At 71.9% G+C, this 17,667-nt stretch carries 16 protein-coding genes; 3 read left to right on the top strand and 13 right to left on the bottom strand.

Annotated elements, in window-relative coordinates:
- Nucleotides 1-135: 135 nt before the first annotated feature.
- Nucleotides 136-1,377, bottom strand: coding sequence for a signal recognition particle-docking protein FtsY (gene ftsY, locus CYQ11_RS22735; protein WP_099200997.1), 1,242 nt, complete (start codon nucleotides 1,375-1,377; stop codon nucleotides 136-138).
- Nucleotides 1,378-1,641: 264 nt separating this feature from the next.
- Here ftsY and CYQ11_RS22730 point away from each other — a divergent pair, with 264 nt between their 5' ends.
- Entirely contained in the window at nucleotides 1,642-3,126 is a 1,485-nt protein-coding gene (locus CYQ11_RS22730) for a purine-cytosine permease family protein (protein WP_099201637.1), read from the top strand.
- 471 nt (nucleotides 3,127-3,597) lie between these two features.
- Here the strand turns inward: CYQ11_RS22730 and CYQ11_RS22725 are convergent, their stop codons facing one another.
- The 4 genes from CYQ11_RS22725 to CYQ11_RS22705 all read right to left on the bottom strand — a co-directional run bounded on the left by CYQ11_RS22725 (nucleotide 3,598) and on the right by CYQ11_RS22705 (nucleotide 9,910).
- Nucleotides 3,598-5,016, bottom strand: a complete 1,419-nt coding sequence (locus tag CYQ11_RS22725) for a sugar porter family MFS transporter (RefSeq protein ID WP_099201638.1) — start codon at nucleotides 5,014-5,016, stop codon at nucleotides 3,598-3,600.
- A 202-nt stretch (nucleotides 5,017-5,218) separates the two neighbouring features.
- Nucleotides 5,219-8,785, bottom strand: a complete 3,567-nt coding sequence (smc, locus tag CYQ11_RS22720) for a chromosome segregation protein SMC (RefSeq protein ID WP_099200998.1) — start codon at nucleotides 8,783-8,785, stop codon at nucleotides 5,219-5,221.
- Between the two features lie 229 nt (nucleotides 8,786-9,014).
- On the bottom strand, nucleotides 9,015-9,221 hold the full coding sequence (locus CYQ11_RS22715) for a hypothetical protein (protein ID WP_099200999.1): 207 nt from the start codon (nucleotides 9,219-9,221) through the stop codon (nucleotides 9,015-9,017).
- Between the two features lie 407 nt (nucleotides 9,222-9,628).
- Entirely contained in the window at nucleotides 9,629-9,910 is a 282-nt protein-coding gene (locus CYQ11_RS22705) for an acylphosphatase (protein WP_099201000.1), read from the bottom strand.
- A 133-nt stretch (nucleotides 9,911-10,043) separates the two neighbouring features.
- On the opposite strand from CYQ11_RS22705, the gene CYQ11_RS22700 reads away from it, so the two are divergent.
- Nucleotides 10,044-11,225: a CAP domain-containing protein gene (locus CYQ11_RS22700; RefSeq protein WP_240003553.1), complete on the top strand. Its 1,182-nt coding sequence runs from the start codon at nucleotides 10,044-10,046 to the stop codon at nucleotides 11,223-11,225.
- A gap of 78 nt (nucleotides 11,226-11,303) precedes the next feature.
- Here CYQ11_RS22700 and CYQ11_RS22695 read toward each other — a convergent pair whose 3' ends face one another.
- On the bottom strand, nucleotides 11,304-11,888 hold the full coding sequence (locus tag CYQ11_RS22695) for a flavodoxin family protein (protein ID WP_181143753.1): 585 nt from the start codon (nucleotides 11,886-11,888) through the stop codon (nucleotides 11,304-11,306).
- A 109-nt stretch (nucleotides 11,889-11,997) separates the two neighbouring features.
- On the opposite strand from CYQ11_RS22695, the gene CYQ11_RS22690 reads away from it, so the two are divergent.
- On the top strand, nucleotides 11,998-12,423 hold the full coding sequence (locus tag CYQ11_RS22690) for a winged helix-turn-helix transcriptional regulator (RefSeq protein ID WP_099201002.1): 426 nt from the start codon (nucleotides 11,998-12,000) through the stop codon (nucleotides 12,421-12,423).
- Between the two features lie 4 nt (nucleotides 12,424-12,427).
- Here CYQ11_RS22690 and mutM read toward each other — a convergent pair whose 3' ends face one another.
- The 7 genes from mutM to rsmD all read right to left on the bottom strand — a co-directional run bounded on the left by mutM (nucleotide 12,428) and on the right by rsmD (nucleotide 17,588).
- The gene (mutM, locus tag CYQ11_RS22685) at nucleotides 12,428-13,315 is read right to left on the bottom strand and encodes a bifunctional DNA-formamidopyrimidine glycosylase/DNA-(apurinic or apyrimidinic site) lyase (RefSeq protein WP_099201003.1); all 888 of its coding nucleotides are present in this window, start codon (nucleotides 13,313-13,315) and stop codon (nucleotides 12,428-12,430) included.
- A 95-nt stretch (nucleotides 13,316-13,410) separates the two neighbouring features.
- Nucleotides 13,411-14,253: a ribonuclease III gene (gene rnc / locus CYQ11_RS22680; protein WP_099201004.1), complete on the bottom strand. Its 843-nt coding sequence runs from the start codon at nucleotides 14,251-14,253 to the stop codon at nucleotides 13,411-13,413.
- A gap of 19 nt (nucleotides 14,254-14,272) precedes the next feature.
- Complete coding sequence (gene rpmF, locus CYQ11_RS22675; protein WP_099201005.1) at nucleotides 14,273-14,446, bottom strand: 50S ribosomal protein L32; 174 nt, start codon at nucleotides 14,444-14,446, stop codon at nucleotides 14,273-14,275.
- Nucleotides 14,447-14,448: 2 nt separating this feature from the next.
- Nucleotides 14,449-15,045, bottom strand: a complete 597-nt coding sequence (locus CYQ11_RS22670) for a YceD family protein (protein WP_181143752.1) — start codon at nucleotides 15,043-15,045, stop codon at nucleotides 14,449-14,451.
- A 202-nt stretch (nucleotides 15,046-15,247) separates the two neighbouring features.
- Complete coding sequence (locus CYQ11_RS22665; RefSeq protein WP_099201006.1) at nucleotides 15,248-16,366, bottom strand: cell division initiation protein; 1,119 nt, start codon at nucleotides 16,364-16,366, stop codon at nucleotides 15,248-15,250.
- Nucleotides 16,367-16,470: 104 nt separating this feature from the next.
- Complete coding sequence (gene coaD, locus CYQ11_RS22660) at nucleotides 16,471-16,992, bottom strand: pantetheine-phosphate adenylyltransferase (RefSeq protein WP_099201007.1); 522 nt, start codon at nucleotides 16,990-16,992, stop codon at nucleotides 16,471-16,473.
- Nucleotides 16,989-17,588, bottom strand: coding sequence for a 16S rRNA (guanine(966)-N(2))-methyltransferase RsmD (rsmD, locus tag CYQ11_RS22655; RefSeq protein WP_099201008.1), 600 nt, complete (start codon nucleotides 17,586-17,588; stop codon nucleotides 16,989-16,991). Before rsmD ends, coaD begins: the two co-directional genes overlap by 4 nt.
- Nucleotides 17,589-17,667 lie beyond the last annotated feature (79 nt).

Genomic DNA, 17,667 nt, shown 5'->3' with positions numbered 1-17,667 from the left:
TGCGTGGGTTCCGGGTGCGTCGGTGTTGAGTGCGTCGGCCTTTGAAGGCGCGCACGGAAAAGGGCCCCTCGGCTGCCGAGGGGCCCTTCGTGGTCCTGCCGGACGCCGCGCCGGCGTCCGTGGCGCTGGGAAACGTCAGTCGCCGATGAGCGCGTCCACGAACGCCTCCGGCTCGAACGGCGCCAGGTCGTCCGCGCCCTCACCCAGGCCGACGAGCTTGACCGGGACGCCCAGCTCGCGCTGGACCGCCACGACGATGCCGCCCTTGGCGGTGCCGTCCAGCTTGGTCAGGACGATGCCGGTGATGTCCACGACCTCGGCGAACACGCGCGCCTGCACCAGGCCGTTCTGGCCGGTGGTCGCGTCCAGGACCAGCAGCACCTCGTCGACCGAGCCGTGCTTCTCCACGACGCGCTTGACCTTGCCCAGCTCGTCCATGAGACCGGTCTTGGTGTGCAGCCGGCCCGCCGTGTCGACGAGGACGACGTCCGCCTTCTCGGCGATGCCCTCCTTGACCGCGTCGAACGCGATCGACGCCGGGTCGCCGCCCTCGGGGCCGCGGACCGTCCGGGCACCCACGCGCTCGCCCCAGGTCTGCAGCTGATCGGCGGCGGCGGCACGGAAGGTGTCAGCTGCGCCAAGGACGACGGACTTGCCGTCGGCGACGAGCACCCGGGCCAGCTTGCCGGTGGTGGTGGTCTTGCCGGTGCCGTTGACACCGACGACCATGACGACGCCGGGCTTCTCCTCGCCGTTCACGCCGATGCCGGGCTCGGTGTGGACGCTGCGGTCGAAGTCCGTGCCGATGAGGGCGAGCAGTTCCTCACGGAGCAGGCCGCGCAGCTCGTCGGGGGTGCGGGTGCCGAGCACCTTCACCCGCTCGCGCAGCCGCTCCACCAGCTCCTGGGTGGGGGCGACGCCGACGTCGGCGGTGAGCAGGGTGTCCTCGATCTCCTCCCACGTGTCCTCGTCGAGGTGCTCGCGGGAGAGCAGGGTCAGCAGACCCTTGCCGAGGGAGTTCTGCGAACGGGAGAGGCGGGCGCGCAGGCGCACGAGGCGGCCGGCCGTGGGCTCGGGGACCTCGATCTCGGGCTCGGCGGGAGCGGCGGGGGCCGCGGCCTCCGGCTCGACGACGGGAGCGGTCTCCGCCTCGGCCGGGGCCTCGGGGAGCTCCACCTCTTCGACGGTGCGGCGCGGCTCCGCGCGCGGGGTCTCGGCCTCCTCGCCGACGTGCGGCTCGGCGGGCGGCGCGGTGACGGACGGGCTGCTCGGCGGAGCGGGGGGCAGCTGCTTCTTCTTGCGGCTGCTGACCACGAGCCCGCTGATCGCGCCGAGCGCGACCACAGCGATGACTACAGCAAGGATGACGATTTCCATAACGACCCCAGTATCGGACACCTCCGGGTGCGGGCGCCGCAGCGCCGTCTCCGCCCCGCGGACGCTTCATGGTCACGCCGTTCCGGTGCCGGGGCGATGGTGTGGTTTGTGGTTTGCCACAAGGACTTATGGCACTAACTGCCCAAAGTTAGATCTAAGTACGATGGCGTGGGCTCACGCGACGCGCGTAGAGTCCCAACGTCCCTTTCTGCCCAGGCCCCGCCCTGTCACACCCCGCACGGAGCCCCCGATATGGCCCCCACCATGGACAACGCTGCCGAAGGCGCCAACGTGTCCAGCCCCGAAGGCGCCGCAGGCGCCATCGAGACCCGCGGCATCGAGCCCGTACCCGATCACGAGCGGCACGGCCGGGTCCGGGAGCTCTTCCCCACCTGGGTCGCCGCCAACATCAGCGTGTTGCTGCTCACCATGGGCGCGGCGCTGATCGTCTTCAACGCCCTGAACTTCTGGCAGGTCCTGATCGTCGCCGCGTGCGCGGCGCTCGTGTCGTTCGGCCTCGTCGGTGTGCTGTCCGTGTCCGGCAAGTGGGGCGGCGCGCCCGGCGCGATGCTCTCCCGGGCCACGTTCGGCGTGCGGGGCAACCTCTTCCCCGGCGCGATCCTGTGGGTCGCGCGCTTCGGCTGGGAGACGATCAACGCGGTCACCGGTGCGTACGCGGTGCTCACCGTCCTCGACCTGGTCCTCGGCGTGAAGAGCAACACCGCGCTGATCGTCGTGACGCTGTTCGTGTTCGTCGCGAGCACGTTCCTCGTGAGCGGCATGGGGCGCAAGGCGCTGAACGTCTGCAACACCTGGTCGACCTACCTGTTCGGCGTCTTCAGCGTGCTGGTGCTCGGCTACCTGATCGCCAACATCAAGTGGGACGAGGTCTTCTCCAAGCCCGCCGGTACGACCGCGATGATGATCGCCGGCATCGGCACGATCGCCGCGGGTGGCATCAGCTGGGTGCCGACCGGCCCCGACTTCGCGCGCTACCTGCCGCACGCCGCCTCCGGCAAGAAGATCGTCGGTGTGACCGTCTCGGGTGCGGGGCTCGTCATGGTGCCGATGGTGCTCATGGGCGGGGTCATGGCCGTGGCCACACCCGAGCTCGCGGACGCGCCGGACCCCGTGTCGTTCCTCGGCGACATCCTGCCGACCTGGCTGGCCGTCCCCTACCTGATCACCGCGATCGTGGGCATGCTGCTGATCAACAGCCTGTCGATGTACTCGGCCGGTTTCACCGCCCAGACGATGGGCGTGAAGCTGCCGCGGGCCATGGCCGTGAGCATCAACGCGGCGATCTCGCTCATCGGCGGCCTGCTGCTGATGCTCGTCGCGAAGAGCTTCCTGAGCTCCTTCATCACGTTCCTGATCCTGCTCGCCGTCTCGTTCTCCGCGTGGATCGGTGTCTACGCGGTGGACATGGCACGGCGCCGGTCGCGGGCGGTGCGGTACGACGCGGAGGCGCTCATGGACACCGGGCGCACGAGCCGGTACTGGTACGTGGGCGGCTACTGCTGGCAGGCCATGACGGCGTGGGGCGTGGCGCTCGTGGCGGGCCTGTGCTTCACGAAGTGCGACTGGTTCTCGGGGCCGCTGGCGTCGACGTTCGTGGGCAAGTACGGCCTGGGCTGGGCGGCGACGATCGTGATCTCGGCGGTGATGATGGCGGTGCTGCCGGTTCCGCGGGAGAACGGTGCGGGTCGTGTGGAGCGCGCGACGGAGCGGGAGAAGGTCTCCGCGTAGCGCGCTGGTTTGCGGTTCGTTTGGCTGAGGTTGAGGGCCCCCTGGTGGGGCCCTCTTCGTTTGTGCGGGTGCGCGTGCGCGTGCGCGTACGGGTGCGGGTACGGGTGCGGGTGCGTGGTGGGGCGGGGGCGGGGTGGGACGGGGCCTTCTGGGGGCTGCCCTCTTTGCGGTTCCTGGTTACGTGTCGATACGTGCCCCGCACTCCCGCAAAGAGCGCTTTACGCCCCCTGCCAGGCCCCGTCCCACCCCGCCCCCTCCCGCCGCGTCCACGGCTGCCGGGCGGTTGGTGTGGGCAGCCCCCGCCGCCGGTTTGCGGGCACACCGCCCGCTCCCGCCGCGTCCACGGCTGCCAGACGGTCGGTGGGCAGCCCCCCCCGCCATCGGTTTGCGGGCAGCCCTCAACAGCGAAAGGGCGCTGCCCCGGCTTGTGCCGGGGCAGCGCCCTTTCGAGGAGAGGGGCGGCGGGGGGGTTTAGCCCATCTCCTCCAGCGCCTTGCCCTTCGTCTCCTTCACGAACTTCATCACGAAGGGGATCGAGAGCACGGCGAAGACCGTGTAGATCACGTACGCGCCGGACAGGTTCCAGTCCGCCAGGCTCGGGAAGCTGGCCGTGATGGCCCAGTTCGCCACCCACTGGGCCGACGCGGCGACGCCCAGGGCCGCCGCGCGGATGCGGTTCGGGAACATCTCGCCCAGGAAGACCCAGACCACGACGCCCCAGGAGAGCGCGAAGAACAGCACGAAGGCGTGGGCCGCGATCAGGGCGACGGTGCCCTGGGTGGTCGGCAGGGTGCCGTCGGCGGCCTTGGAGGCGAAGGCCCATGCCTCAAGGGCCAGCGAGACGGCCATACCGACCGAGCCGACGAGCGCGAGCGGCTTGCGGCCGACGCGGTCGACGAGGACCATCGCGATCACGGTGCCGACGATGTTGATGATCGACGTCGTGAAGCTGTAGAAGAACGAGCTCTCCGGGTTGACGCCCACCGACTGCCACAGCGTCGACGAGTAGTAGAACGCGACGTTGATGCCGACGAACTGCTGGAAGACGGAGAGGCCGATGCCGACCCAGACGATCGGCAGGAGGCCGAAGCGGCCGCCCAGGAGGTCCTTGAAGGTCGACTTCTGCTCGCTCTTCATCGCGAGCTCGATCTCGGCGACGCGCTTGTCGAGGTCGACGGTGCGGCCCTCGACGTCGGCGAGGACGGCCTTCGCCTTGTCGATCTTGTTGACCGAGATCAGGAAGCGGGGGGACTCGGGGATGGCGAAGGAGAGCAGGCCGTAGAGGACGGCCGGGACCACCATGACGCCGAGCATGAGCTGCCAGGCCTCGATGCCCAGGACGTGACCGCGCTGGTCACCGTCGGCGACGTTGAGGATGCCCCAGTTGACGAGCTGGGAGATGGCGATGCCGACGACGATCGCGGCTTGCTGGAAGGCGCCGAGACGGCCGCGGTAGGCGGGCGGGGAGACCTCGGCGATGTAGGCCGGGCCGATGACCGAGGCCATGCCGATGGCGATGCCGCCGAGGACGCGCCAGAAGGCGAGGTCCCACAGCGCGAAGGGCAGCGCCGAGCCGACCGCGCTGATCGTGAAGAGCGCGGCGGAGATCTGCATGACGCGGATGCGGCCGATGCGGTCGGCGACCCGGCCGGCCGTGGCGGCGCCGATGGCGCAGCCGATCAGCGCGATGGCGATGACCTGGGCCAGGGCGGCGGAGCCGATGTCGTACTTCCCGCGGATGCCCTCGACCGCGCCGTTGATCACGGAGCTGTCGTAGCCGAAGAGGAAGCCACCCATGGCCGCGGCCGCGGTGATGAAGATGACATGGCCGAGGTGGTCCGGATGGGCCTTGCGGCCCTCCGTCCCCGGCGCCGTCGCAGTGCTGGTCAACGTGTACTCCTGGAACCCGGCCACGTTGCCGGGGTGGGGGGTGGCCTTTCCAGTGGGGCACAAGATCGAAAGGACCACCACTTGAAGGCGTAAGCAACGTGGGAGACCCTATGCCTTCAATTTTCTAAGTCAATAGGTTGTGACCAAGTTGTTTGTCTGGAGTTTGGGGAGAGTTGGGTTCAGAAGTTGAAGGCGTCCCGCTTTAGCGCAGCCGCTGACTGATCACCTTTGACACTCCGTCGCCCTGCATCGACACCCCGTAAAGGGCGTCCGCGACTTCCATGGTCCTTTTCTGGTGAGTGATCACGATCAGCTGGGAGCTCTCCTGGAGCTCCTTCATGATTCCGATCAGGCGCTGGAGGTTGGTGTCGTCCAGGGCCGCCTCGACCTCGTCCATCACGTAGAACGGGCTCGGGCGCGCCTTGAAGATGGCCACGAGCAGGGCGACCGCCGTCAGGGAGCGCTCGCCGCCGGAGAGCAGGGAGAGGCGCTTGACCTTCTTGCCGGGCGGGCGGGCCTCGACGTCGACGCCGGTGGCCAGCATGTCGTCCGGGTCGGTGAGGACCAGCCGGCCCTCGCCGCCGGGGAAGAGGCGGGAGAAGACGCCCTCGAACTCGCGGGCCGTGTCGTGGTACGCCGCCGTGAAGACCTCCTCCACTCGCTTGTCGACGTCCTTGACGACTTGGAGCAGGTCCGCCCGGGTCTTCTTGAGGTCCTCCAGCTGTTCGGAGAGGAACTTGTGGCGCTCCTCCAGGGCCGCGAACTCCTCCAGGGCGAGCGGGTTGACCTTGCCGAGCTGCTGGTACGCGCGTTCGGCCGCCTTGAGACGCTTCTCCTGGGCGGCCCGTTCGTAGGGCACCGGGCGGTTGCGGGGGTGGTCCGGGTCGTCGGGGAGCTCCTCGCCCTCAGCCGGGGGCGAGGGGGGCACGAGCTGGTCGGGGCCGTACTCGGCCACCAGCGCCGTGGGTTCCACGCCCAGCTCCTCCAGCGCCTTCGTCTCCAGCGCTTCGACGCGCAGGCGCTTCTCGGCGCCGAGCACCTCGCCGCGGTGGACCGAGTCGGTGAGCTTGTCCAGCTCGGCCTTGAGGTCGCGCGCCTGGTTGCGGCCGGCGATCAGTTCGCTTTCCCGCTCGGCCTTCGCGGCCTCCGCCTCCCGGCGTTCCCCGTCGGCCCGGACGACCGACGCCTCGACGTGCGCGAGCAGCTGCCGGGCGCCCGCCGCCACGGCGGCGGCGACCTCGGCCTCGTGGCGCAGGCGGGTGCGGCGCTGTTCGGCGCGGGCGCGTGCCTCCCGCTCGGCGCGGGCCGCCCTGTCGAGTCCGTCGGCCCGGCCCGCGAGCGCCTTGACGCGCTCCTCGTGCGTACGGACCGCGAGGCGTGCCTCCATCTCCGTCTGCCGGGCGTTCGCGCCGTCGGCGGCCAGGCGGTCGCGGACGGAGGTGTCCGGCTCGTCCGTCCCCTCCTCGTCGGCGAGGGCGAGCTCCTCGGCCGCCGCCAGGCGTTCGGCCAGCTCGTCGGCCTCCTCCGTGGCCCTCTCCAGGGCCTCGCCGGCGCGTTGCGCGGCAGCCGCGGCGCGTTCGGCCTCCCCGGCCGCCGCCCGGGCCTGGCCGGCCAGGCGGCCGAGGGTCTGGGCGGCCCGCGACTTCTCCCGGTCGCCGGTGCTGCGGCGGGCGGCCAGCTCGTCCACCAGCGTGGCGGCGGCACGGCGACGCTCCTTGGCGGCGTCCTGGCGCGCGCGCAGTTCCGTGCAGCGTGCGTCGAGCCCGGTCAGCTCGGCCGCGGCCTCGTCGACGGCCGCCTGCGTCTCCAGGAGGCTGGGCGCTCCCCCGGAGCCGCCCTGGGCGAAGTGGGCGCCCAGCAGGTCGCCCTCGGCGGTGACGGCGGTCAGCCCCGGGCGGGTCATGACGAGGTGCTCGGCGTCCTCGAGCGTGTCGACGACGACCACGTCGCGCAGCAGCCTGCGGACGGCGGGCATCAGTTCGTCCGGGCCCCGCACGAGGTGGGCGGCCGGTGTCGCGCGGCCGTCGGCGGGGGGCGCCGGCACGTCCGGCGCCCCGGCCAGGAGCAGGGTCGCCCGGCCCGCGTCCTCCTTCTTGAGCAGGCGCAGGGCCTCGGCGGCGGCCACGGGGCCGGTGACGGCGAGCGCGTCGGCCGCAGCGCCCAGGGCGGCGGCGACGGGGAGTTCGTGGCCCGGGGTGACGCGCAGCAGTTCCGCGGCGGGGCCGAGCAGCCCGCCCAATCGTTCCTTCGCGGACAGCAGGGCTCCGGTGCCGTCCTTGCGGCGCAGGCCCAGGGCGAGGGCGTCGTGGCGGGCGGTGACCGCCGCGCGGCGGCGTTCGGCTTCGGTGGCCGCCTCGCGGGCGTCGTCCAGGGCGGCCTGGGCGGCGGCCAGCTCCGCCTTGGCCCGGTCGTGGGCGGCGGCCAGTTCGGCGTCGTCGGCGTCGGCGCCGTCGGCCTCGGCCTGGTGGCGCTCGTACTCCTCCTGCGCGGCGGCCGCGCGTTCGGCGGCCTCGTCGCGGGCGGCCGCGAGGCGGCCGATCTCGGCCTCCGCGGAGGCGGCGCGGCCCCGGGCTGCGGTGACCCGGCCGTGCAGCCGGGCCAGTTGTTCGCGGCGGTCGGCGGCGGCACGGGCCGCGTCCCGCAGGCGGCGCTCCTCCTCGGCGAGCCGGCGTTCGAGGTCGGCGCGGTGCTGGGAGGTGTCCTCCAGTGCGCGGCTCGCGGCTTCGAGGGCGGCTTCGAGCTCGGCCTCCTGCTCCCGGACGCGGGCGGCCTCGCGTTCGAGGTCCTCCGGGTCGCGGCCTCGGCGGTCCTCGGCGGGGGCGGTGGTGGCACTGGTGACGCGGGCGTCGGCGAGGGAGATGGTGCCGCGCACCCGCTCGGCGAGACGCGAGAGCTCGTACCAGGTCTGCTGGGCCAGGGCGAGGCGGGGGGTGAGCTCGCGGACCTGTTCCTCCAGCGCGGCCTCGCGCTGGGCGGCGGTGCGCAGTTCGGCCTCGGCGGCCTCCTTGCGGGCCTTGAGTGCGGCCTCGTCGGCGATCTCCGAGCGCAGCGCCTCGCGCAGGGTGACCAGGTCGTCGGCGAGCAGGCGCAGCCGGGCGTCGCGCAGGTCGGCCTGGATGACGGCGGCGCGGCGGGCGACGGCGGCCTGCCGGCCCAGCGGCTTGAGCTGGCGGCGCAGCTCGTCGGTGAGGTCCTGGACGCGGGCGAGGTTGGCGCGCATCGCGTCGAGCTTGCGCAGCGCCTTCTCCTTGCGCTTGCGGTGCTTGAGGACGCCGGCCGCCTCCTCGATGAAGGCGCGGCGGCCCGTGGGGTCGGCGTGCAGGACCGAGTCGAGCTGGCCCTGGCCGACGATGACGTGCATCTCGCGGCCGATGCCGGAGTCGGAGAGGAGTTCCTGGATGTCGAGGAGCCGGCAGGTGTCGCCGTTGATCTGGTACTCGCTGCCGCCGTTGCGGAACATGATCCGCGTGATGGTGACCTCGGCGTAGTCGATGGGCAGGGCGCCGTCGGAGTTGTCGATCGTCAGGGAGACCTCGGCGCGGCCCAGCGGGGGGCGGCCGGTCGTCCCGGCGAAGATGACGTCCTCCATCTTGCCGCCGCGCAGGGACTTGGCGCCCTGCTCGCCCATGACCCATGACAGGGCGTCGACGACGTTGGACTTGCCGGACCCGTTGGGGCCCACGACGCAGGTGATGCCGGGTTCGAAGCGCAGGGTCGTGGCGGAGGCGAAGGATTTGAACCCCCGCAGGGTCAGACTCTTGAGGTGCACGCGGGAGGACTCTACCGGCCGGCCGCCTGGGAGGGCCGTGCTGGCGTGCCGCACCTTTTCTTTGGTTTCACCCTGGAAGGTGCAGGGCACATCATGCGTGAGGACCACGACAGGGGGATATGGCGGTCACCGCCGGAAACGACGAAGGGACGCCGAAGCGTCCCTTGCAACTGCAACTCTCAAGCGGCTGACAGTGCAGCCCGACCGGGCCCCCTGGGGGCAGGCACGATCAGGCGAGCGCAGGCTCCGCCTGGGGTACGTCGATGCCTTCGAGCAGCGAGTCACCGTGGTGAGCGGCGGCAGTCAGCGCGTCGTTCTCGGCCTGCATCCGAATGAGCTCGGATTCGAGGTCCTGGACACGCTGCTGAAGCCGTCGCATCTCGGAGAGGACTCGGGGGTCGGAGCCGCCGACGTAACCGAGAAGCGCCTTTGCCATGATGGATGGTCCTCCACACTGAGTGACCGACCGAAGCGGTGTGGGTCGTGAGGGATTCGCACCCGCGGTGTCTGCCATCAGCTACTGCGGTGTGTTCAATGCCAAACAGCTAAGGTGCGCGGGGCTTCCAGAGTCTCACCAAATGGTTTGACGGTCAACACGATCACACCCCGTATCCGCAGGCGTCCCAGGGGTACGCACGGTAATCCGTGCCGTATTCCGCTCCCGGGGCCCGAAGGGGCGTAGAGATCATCCGTTGAGAGGCAGCCTTCCACGATGCGGCCGACTTGGCAACCATCAGGCAATTCCCGTGTACAGCATATGCCAATGGCATAAGAAAGGCCCGGGTCGCCCCGGGTTATCCCCCTCTCCACGGCCCCCGGACCCCACGTCTTCCCGCTCCGCGGTCAGCGGATCTCGAAGCCCTCGTAGCCCCCCTTCGGCCTGTCCCAGATCTCCGTGACGCCGTCCACGCGGCCGGGCGTGTCGCCCGTGCGCAACCATTCGAGCAACAGTTCGCAGCCTTGACGGGGGCCCTCGGCGACGACCTGGACGCGGCCGTCGGACAGGTTGGAGGCGAAACCGATGAGGTCACCGATGCGCAATGCGTTGGCCCGGGTGAACCAACGAAAACCAACACCCTGCACATGGCCACGGACCCACGCCGTGAGACGGACATTCTCGTTCATGTCTGCACGTTAACCGGCCAATTACATAAGCAGCACTTCGGCCCCGCATCCCGTGCCGTACAGTCGCGGCCACATAAGGCTCCCCCGTACGAGTGACGCATTTTGCCCACTGAACACGTGAGGAAGACAGCGGATGGGTCGGCATCGACGCTCTGCCCGTGCGACCGCCGACGAGGCGGTCTCACCTGCCCGGAAGGCCGGGGCGCCCCCGCCGGACGATCCTGTCGGCGTCTTCGCGGCCGAGGATCCGGCCGAAGCCGTCACCCAGCCCCTCCCCGTCGTCCGCACCGGCCCCTCGGGCGGCGGACGGCATCGCAGCCCGCACCGGGCCCGCAGGGCCCGCTCGGCCCCGGGCGGCCGGACCGCCAAGGCCGCGGCGGGCAAGGGCAAGGCCCTGCGGACACTGCCCCCCGCCCGGCGGACCGGGCTGCTGGGCGCGTCCGCCGCCGTGGCCATGAGCGCGGTCGCGATGGTCTCGGGACTGCTGCCGAGCGGCGTCTTCTCCACCGGCGGCGCCACGCCGGCACCCGGTCTCGGCGGCAGCGGCCAGGTACGGGCCGACGCCCCCCACCAGGAACCGGCTCAGCCCGCCCGGCCGACCACGGCCGCCGACCGGGCCGAGCGCCAGGAGCCCCGGGCGGCGCGGGCGCGGGCGGAGCAGGCCCGGGCGGCCGGCCAGGAGACTCCGGTGCGGCAGGCCGTCACCGTCGAGCGCGGTGACGTCCCCGCGAGCCGGAGCGCCGAGCGCCCGCCGCCAGGCCGCCCCGCGCCGGCGGCCTCGCCCTCCGCGGTGCCCTCCGCAGGCGGCACGGGCGTCGGCGCCGACCCCGGTCGCGACACCCCGGCCCCCCGGCCCGGCCGGACACCGGCGCGGCAGCACTCCCCCGCCGCCGACGAGGACGACCTCCGGGTGCGGCCCGCCCTGCTGGCCACACCCACGTCCGCCACCGCGCACCTGGTGGTCGCGCTGGTCAACGCCGAGCGGGCGAAGGCGGGTTGCCGTCCGCTGCGGGCCGACGCCAAGCTCGCCCGGCTCGCCCAGTCGTTCAGCGACGACATGGCCCGGCGGGGCTTCTTCGACCACACCGACCCCGACGGCAAGTCGCCCTGGGAGCGGGCCGCCACACGCGGCATCAAGAACCTCGGCGGCGAGAACATCGCCCACGGCCACCCGGACGCGCGCACCGTGATGGACGCGTGGATGCACAGCAGCGGCCACCGCGCCAACATCCTCAACTGCGACTACCGCAGCATCGGCGTGGGCGTGCACCAGAGCGGCGACGGCCCCTACTGGACCCAGGACTTCGGCTACTGAGGACGCGCGCGTGCCCGGCCGGGAGCGAAGGCTCCCGGCCGGGCACGCGTGGGTACGACGGTCGCTCCCGCCGGAAGGTCAGAGGGCGGCGCGGCCGGCGACGTAGACGCGGGCCTGCTCGGCGACGCGACGGCCGAGGAGCTCGGCAGTGGCTATGTCGGCCTTGTGCACGCCCTCGGGGCCCTGGTCGTTGTTGGTCTGCGCACCGGCACCGAGGAAGAAGCCGAGACGGTTGACGTCGTTCTCCGAGGCGGTGGAGCTGTTCCAACCCGGCATCGTGCCGAGGCCGACCCAGTGCATGCCGTGCTGGGCGGCGAGGACCGTGAAGAACTGCAGGGTGTGCAGCTTGTCGCCGCTCTTGGAGGCGGAGTTGGTGAACCCGGCCGCGATCTTGTCCTGCCAGGCGCGGGTGAACCAGCGCTTGGACGTCGCCTCGGCGAAGACGTGGAACGCGCCGGAGGCGGTGCCCATGTAGGTGGGCGAGCCGAAGACGATCGCGTCGGAGCCGTCGAGCAGCTCCCACTCCGCGTCCGTGATCTCGGCGACGTTGATCAGGTGGACGGTCGCACCGTTCCCGGCGGCGCCGGACCGGACGGCCTCGGCGAGCACGGCGGTGTGGCCGAAGCCGGAGTGGTAGGCGATGGAGACGACGGGCGTGGTCACGATGAGGGCTCCTGGGGAAGCGGTTGCGCTAATTGGGTGACCAGGAAAGCACTAACTTTTAGAAAGCGCAACCCTCTGGATAGCGCTGTACGGGAGTATGGTGTTCCGTATGACGACGAACCACGGCATCGGGACGGAGACCTCCGGCTGCGGAGGGGACGAACAGCTGCCCTTCGACGTCTTCGCACGCAACTGCCCGTCCCGCGAAACGCTGGCGAACGTCACCGGACGCTGGGGCAGCCTCACGCTCGGCGCGCTGCACGAGGACACGCTGCGCTTCAACGAGCTGCGCCGCCGCGTCGAGGGCGTCAGCGAGAAGATGCTGGCGCAGACGCTCCACGCGCTGGAGCGTGACGGGCTCGTGCACCGGGAGGCGCAGCCGACGAACCCGCCGCGGGTCGACTACCGCCTGACGGCGCTGGGACGGGAGGTGACCGGCCGGCTGATGGGGCTCATCGCGCTGCTGGAGGAACGCATGCCGGAGATCCTCGCGGCACGCGGGCGGTACGACACCGAGCGCGGGGAGACCCGCTAGCCGGTCAGACCCCCGGGCGCGGAGGGCGCTGGCAGCGCGGGCAGAAGTAGCTGGAGCGGTTCATCCACGGGCGCCGGCGGATGGCCGTGCCGCAGCGGCGGCACGGCTCGTCCTCGCGCCCGTACGCGTCCAGCGACCGGTCGAAGTAGCCCGACTCGCCGTTCACGTTGACGTAAAGGCTGTCGAAGCTGGTGCCGCCGGCCGCGAGGGCCTCGTTCATGACTTCGCGGATGTGGAGCAGCAGCTCGGCCGTGCGCGGGCCGGTGAGGGTGGCCGTCGGGCGGTCGTAGTGGAGCCGGGTGCGCCACAGCGCCTCGTCGGCGTAGATGTTGCCGACGCCGCTGATCAGCGACTGGTCGAGCAGGGCGCGCTTGACGGTGGTGCGCCGGCGGCGCAGCGCCGCGTGGAAGGCCCGGTCGTCGAAGGCGGGGTCGAGCGGGTCGCGGGCGATGTGCGCGATGACGTCGGGCAGCCCCTCGGGGTCGCCGGGCACGGTGTCGTGCAGGGAGAGCCCGCCGAAGGTGCGCTGGTCGACGAAGCGGAGTTCGGTGGCCGCGGCGTCGGCGAAGCGGACGCGGACGCGCAGGTGCTTCTCGTCGGGCGAGCCCTGGGGCTGGACGAGCAGCTGGCCGCTCATGCCCAGGTGCGCGAGGACGGCCTGGCGGGCCGGCTCCGGCCGGGCCGGGGACTCCACGGGCAGCCACAAGTACTTGCCGCGCCGGTGGGCGAGGCCGAGCCGCTGTCCCGTGAGCCGGGCGGCGAAGTCGGCGGGGCCGGCGAGGTGCCGGCGGATCGCGCGGGGGTGGAGGACCTCCACCTCGGCGACCGTGCGGCCGCACACCCAGCGCTCCAGGCCGCTGCGGACGACCTCGACCTCGGGCAGCTCGGGCACGGCGCTCCTCACGCGTCAGGAGAACATCGGGAAACCGTCGGGAAAAAAGAGGCCGGCCCGCGGTGCGGATCACGCACCGCGGGCCGGCCCGGGGTTCAGCTCGCCGCGCCCTGCGCGCTGTCGGAGGGGGTGTCGCCCTCCGGCACCGCACCGGACTCGGCCGCGGCCTTCTCGGCCGCCAAGCGGGCTTCCGCCGCGCTGTTGATGGCGCGCCAGGCGGACTCCGCCGCCTGTTGCTCCGCTTCCTTCTTGCTGCGGCCGGTGCCGGTGCCGTACGCGACACCACCGACGCGGGCAGCAGCCGTGAAGGTCTTCTCGTGGTCGGGACCGGTCTCGGAGACCAGGTACTCCGGCACGCCGAGGCCCTCGGTGGCGGTCAGCTCCTGGAGGCTGGTCTTCCAGTCCAGGCCGGCGCCGAGGTTCGAGGACTTCTCGATCAGCGGGTCGAAGAGCCGGTGCACGAGCTCCGCGGCCGCGTCGAGGCCCTGGTCGAGATAGACCGCGCCGATGACGGCTTCCAGCGTGTCCGCGAGGATCGACGCCTTGTCCCGGCCGCCCGTGCCCTCTTCGCCCCGGCCGAGCCGGATGAAGGAGCCCAGGTCGAGGCCGCGGCCGACCTCCGCCAGTGCGCGGGAGTTGACCACCGCGGCCCGCAGTTTGGCCAGCTGGCCCTCGGGCAGGTCGGGGTGGATGCGGTACAGCGTGTCCGTGACCACCAGGCCGAGCACGGAGTCCCCGAGGAACTCCAGCCGCTCGTTGGTGGGCAGGCCGCCGTTCTCGTACGCGTAGGACCGGTGCGTCAGCGCACGCACCAGAAGGGCGGTCTCGAGTCTGTACCCGAGCCGCCCTTCCAGAAGCGTGTGAGACGAGGCCGCGTCCGCCGGCGCCGGTTCAGTGTCGTTCCCACGAGTGCGGGACGACTTACTGGCGTCTGACATGAAGCCTGTCACCCGCCGATCAGACCGCGAGGACCTGGCGCTTGTTGTAGGTGCCGCAGCTCGGGCACGCGATGTGCTGCTGCTTCGGCTCGTGGCAGCGCTCGCACGCCACCAGGGTGGGGACCGCAGCCTTCCACTGCGACCGGCGGTGGCGCGTGTTGCTGCGCGACATCTTCCGCTTCGGAACAGCCACGGCTACTTCTCCTGTGAGTCATCCCCGCCGGAGCGGGGTGCGTTGTCCTTCTCGCCGTCCTGGTCGGAACCGGCGAGTCCCTGCAGTGCCGCCCAACGAATGTCGACGGTCTCATGGTGGTGGTCCGGGTCGTCCGCCAGCCGTGCCCCGCACTCGGAGCACAGGCCAGGGCAGTCTTCCTGGCACACCGGCTGCAGCGGCAGTGCGAGCACCACCGCGTCCCGCAGCACTGGTTCGAGGTCGAACAAGTCGGCCTCGAGGAAGAGCATGTCCTCCTCGTCGTCCTCGGCGTCGTCGCCGGTGTCCGCGTGGCGGCTCCGGTCGTCGGCGTCGGGGTAGGAGTACATCTCCTGGAAGTCCACTTCGAGCTCTCGCTCAAGCGGCTCCAGACACCTTACGCACTCCCCGGTGAGCGGTGCACGGGCGGTGCCTGTGACGAGCACCCCTTCCATGACCGACTCGAGCCGGAGGTCGAGTCCCACAGTCGCGTCCTGGGGCACGCCGATGACCTCGATGCCGAGGTCCTGAGGAGCCGGGACGGAGCGGGAGACCCTCTTGAGCGCACCGGGACGCCGGCCCAGCTCGCGCGTATCGAACACGAGAGGGTTACGGGGGTCGAGGCGGGCGTTCAGGGCTTCCTGCTTTCTACGCTGCGGGGACGGCCGGCCCAGGGATGCGTCGCACACGCCGGGCAGCCTGGATCGCGGACGTACGCGCGACCGAAGAGCCAGGATACTGGACGGGCCGCCGTGGACCCAATCCGCCCCCGGGAGGTGCCGGGGGCGGCGGTCCCCCGCGGGCTCAGCGGCCCTGTTCGTACCGCCGGAGCTGGTCGAGGTCGATCATGCCCGTGTCGAAGAAGCTGGTCTCGTCGAGCGCCGCCGAGGTCCCGCCGCCCTGGCCGTGCCGGGGCTCGTGCACCTGCTGCGCCTGCTGCTGCGCTTGCTGGTGCCGGGGGTCCTGGGCGTAGCCGGTGTCGTATCCCTGGCCCCCCTGGCCGCCGGCCGGGGTCTGCCAGGCGTACGGGTCGTGCTGGGCGTAGCCGCTGTGGACGGCGTAGGGGTCCGCCTGCGGGGGGTAGTGCTGCTGCGGCTGCTGGGCGTAGCCGTACGGGTCGTGGGCGCCGTAGTCGGCGGCGGGGGCGGCGTAGTCCTCCCAGGCGGGCTGCTGGGCCGGCTGCGGGACGGTGGCCACGGGCTCCTGGGAGGCGGCCAGCTCGGCCAGGAAGTCGGCGTCGCTGGTGCGGCCGAGGGGGCCGTCCTGGTCGGCGAGGGCGCCGAGCTCGTCCGCGGGACGGGCGCCCAGCAGCTTCTCGCGGCCCTTCCCGACGGCTTCGAGGGTCTTGGCCAGGACCGCCGAGACCGCGCCCAGCTTCGCGTCCACGTAGGCGTCGGCGCTGTCGCGCTGGAGGCGGGGGTCAAGGCTGCGCTCGGGGGCGTCGGCGGCCAGACCCTCGGGGTCCGGGGCGTCGGCGCCGGGCAGGCCGAGGAGCTTCTCGCGCCCGCGGCCGACGGAGCCGAGGGTCTTGGTGAGGACGACCTCGAAGTTGGCGAGCTTGGAGTCGACGTAGTCGTCGGCCTCGGCCCGGATCTCCGCGGCCTCCCGGCGGGCCTCGGCGAGGATGCGGTCGGCCTCCTCGCGGGACTGCCGGGCCACCTCGGTGCCGGAGATCAGCGAGCCGCGCTGGGCCCGGGCGGACGCGAGGATCCGCTCGGCCTCCTCGCGGGCGTCCGCGACCAGCGCCTCCCGGTCGCCGATCACCTCGCGCGCCTGGGCGAGGGAGCCGGGCAGGGCGGCCCGGACCTCCTCCAGCAGGGCGAGCAGCTCGGCCCGGTTGATGACGCAGGAGGCCGACATGGGCATGGAGCGGGCACCGGCGACGGTCGTGACGATCTCGTCGAGCTTCTTCTGGACGTCCACCTTGGCGATCGCCGCCTTTTTGAGATCTGAGGGGCCCGCCGACCGACGGGAACGAACGGGGACGACTGTACGGCCGCCGGCGACCGGCCGACAGCTACTGACGGTTAGTCAGATGCGGGGCGTCGCGCCAGCCGTTCGTCCAGAGCCTGGAGCACCTGCGGCGGCACCAGGTGGGAGACGTCGCCTCCCCAGGCCGCGACCTCCTTGACCAGGCTGGACGAGAGGAAGCTGTAGGTGGGGTTGGTGGGGACGAACAGCGTCTCGACGCCCGAGAGGCCGTTGTTCATCTGGGCCATCTGCAGCTCGTAGTCGAAGTCGCTGACCGCGCGCAGCCCCTTGACGATGGCGGGGATCTCCCGCTGCTTGCAGAAGTCGACGAGCAGGCCGTGGAAGGCCTCGACCTGCACGTTGCCGTACTCGGCGGTCACCTCCCGCAGGAGTTCTATCCGCTCGTCGACGGTGAACAGGCCCTGCTTCGCCTTGTTGACCATCACCGCGACGTGCACGACGTCGTACAGCCTGGAAGCGCGGGCGATGATGTCGAGGTGTCCATTGGTGACGGGGTCGAACGACCCCGGACAGACGGCGCGGCGCAACGGTGGTTCCTCGCTCTCCGGTCCATTCATGACGTGCCTGTTCCCTGTTCGGCAGTGCACGCCGAGGCGGCGCGACCGTACCAAAGCGTCCCCTCGCCGTAACGACGGGCCCTCAGGGCGTCGAAGCCGTCCGGCCAGCGGAACTCCCCGCCCCTGGTGCTGCGCTCCACAGTGACGAGCGCGTCGTCGGCGAGCCAGCCCCCCGCGTGGAGTGTGAGGAGGATCTCCCGGAGATCGTCGTCGGTCACCGCGTAGGGCGGGTCGAGGAAGACCACGTCGTAGGGGCGGGCGGGCGGCGGCCCGGCCACGGCCTGCTCGGCCTTGCCGGGGCGCACCTCGGCGCCGGGCAGGCCGACCGTGCGGACGTTGTCCCGGATGACGCGGACCGCACGGGCGTCCGCCTCGACCAGCAGGACGTGCTCGGCGCCGCGCGAGAGCGCTTCGAGGCCGACCGCGCCGGAGCCCCCGTACAGGTCCAGCACCCTGGCGCCCTGGAGGGTGCCCAGGACGGACACCCAGGTGGAGAACAGGCCCTCGCGCGCGCGGTCGGAGGTGGGGCGGGTGCCGGTGCCGGGCGGCACGGCCAGGCGGCGTCCGCCGGCGGTGCCGGCGATCACGCGGGTCATGGGTCTTGGCGTCCTTCGCGGTGGGGTGTCGGTGCGGCCGGCGCCGGCCCGGGCGATGCGGGGGATCGTCCGAAGCGGT

The organism is Streptomyces cinnamoneus (assembly GCF_002939475.1).
Taxonomy (GTDB): domain Bacteria; phylum Actinomycetota; class Actinomycetes; order Streptomycetales; family Streptomycetaceae; genus Streptomyces; species Streptomyces cinnamoneus_A.
Note: the sequence above shows the minus strand (reverse complement) of the source record. Positions and strands in the feature narration are given on the sequence as shown.

Coding starts and splice junctions, on each gene's coding strand:
- ftsY (WP_099200997.1), bottom strand. CDS start 1,377: ATGGAAATCGTCATCCTTGCTGTAGTCATCGCTGTGGTCGCGCTCGGC.
- CYQ11_RS22730 (WP_099201637.1), top strand. CDS start 1,642: ATGGACAACGCTGCCGAAGGCGCCAACGTGTCCAGCCCCGAAGGCGCC.
- CYQ11_RS22715 (WP_099200999.1), bottom strand. CDS start 9,221: ATGGCAAAGGCGCTTCTCGGTTACGTCGGCGGCTCCGACCCCCGAGTC.
- CYQ11_RS22705 (WP_099201000.1), bottom strand. CDS start 9,910: ATGAACGAGAATGTCCGTCTCACGGCGTGGGTCCGTGGCCATGTGCAG.
- CYQ11_RS22700 (WP_240003553.1), top strand. CDS start 10,044: ATGGGTCGGCATCGACGCTCTGCCCGTGCGACCGCCGACGAGGCGGTC.
- CYQ11_RS22690 (WP_099201002.1), top strand. CDS start 11,998: ATGACGACGAACCACGGCATCGGGACGGAGACCTCCGGCTGCGGAGGG.
- rnc (WP_099201004.1), bottom strand. CDS start 14,253: ATGTCAGACGCCAGTAAGTCGTCCCGCACTCGTGGGAACGACACTGAA.
- coaD (WP_099201007.1), bottom strand. CDS start 16,992: ATGAATGGACCGGAGAGCGAGGAACCACCGTTGCGCCGCGCCGTCTGT.
- rsmD (WP_099201008.1), bottom strand. CDS start 17,588: ATGACCCGCGTGATCGCCGGCACCGCCGGCGGACGCCGCCTGGCCGTG.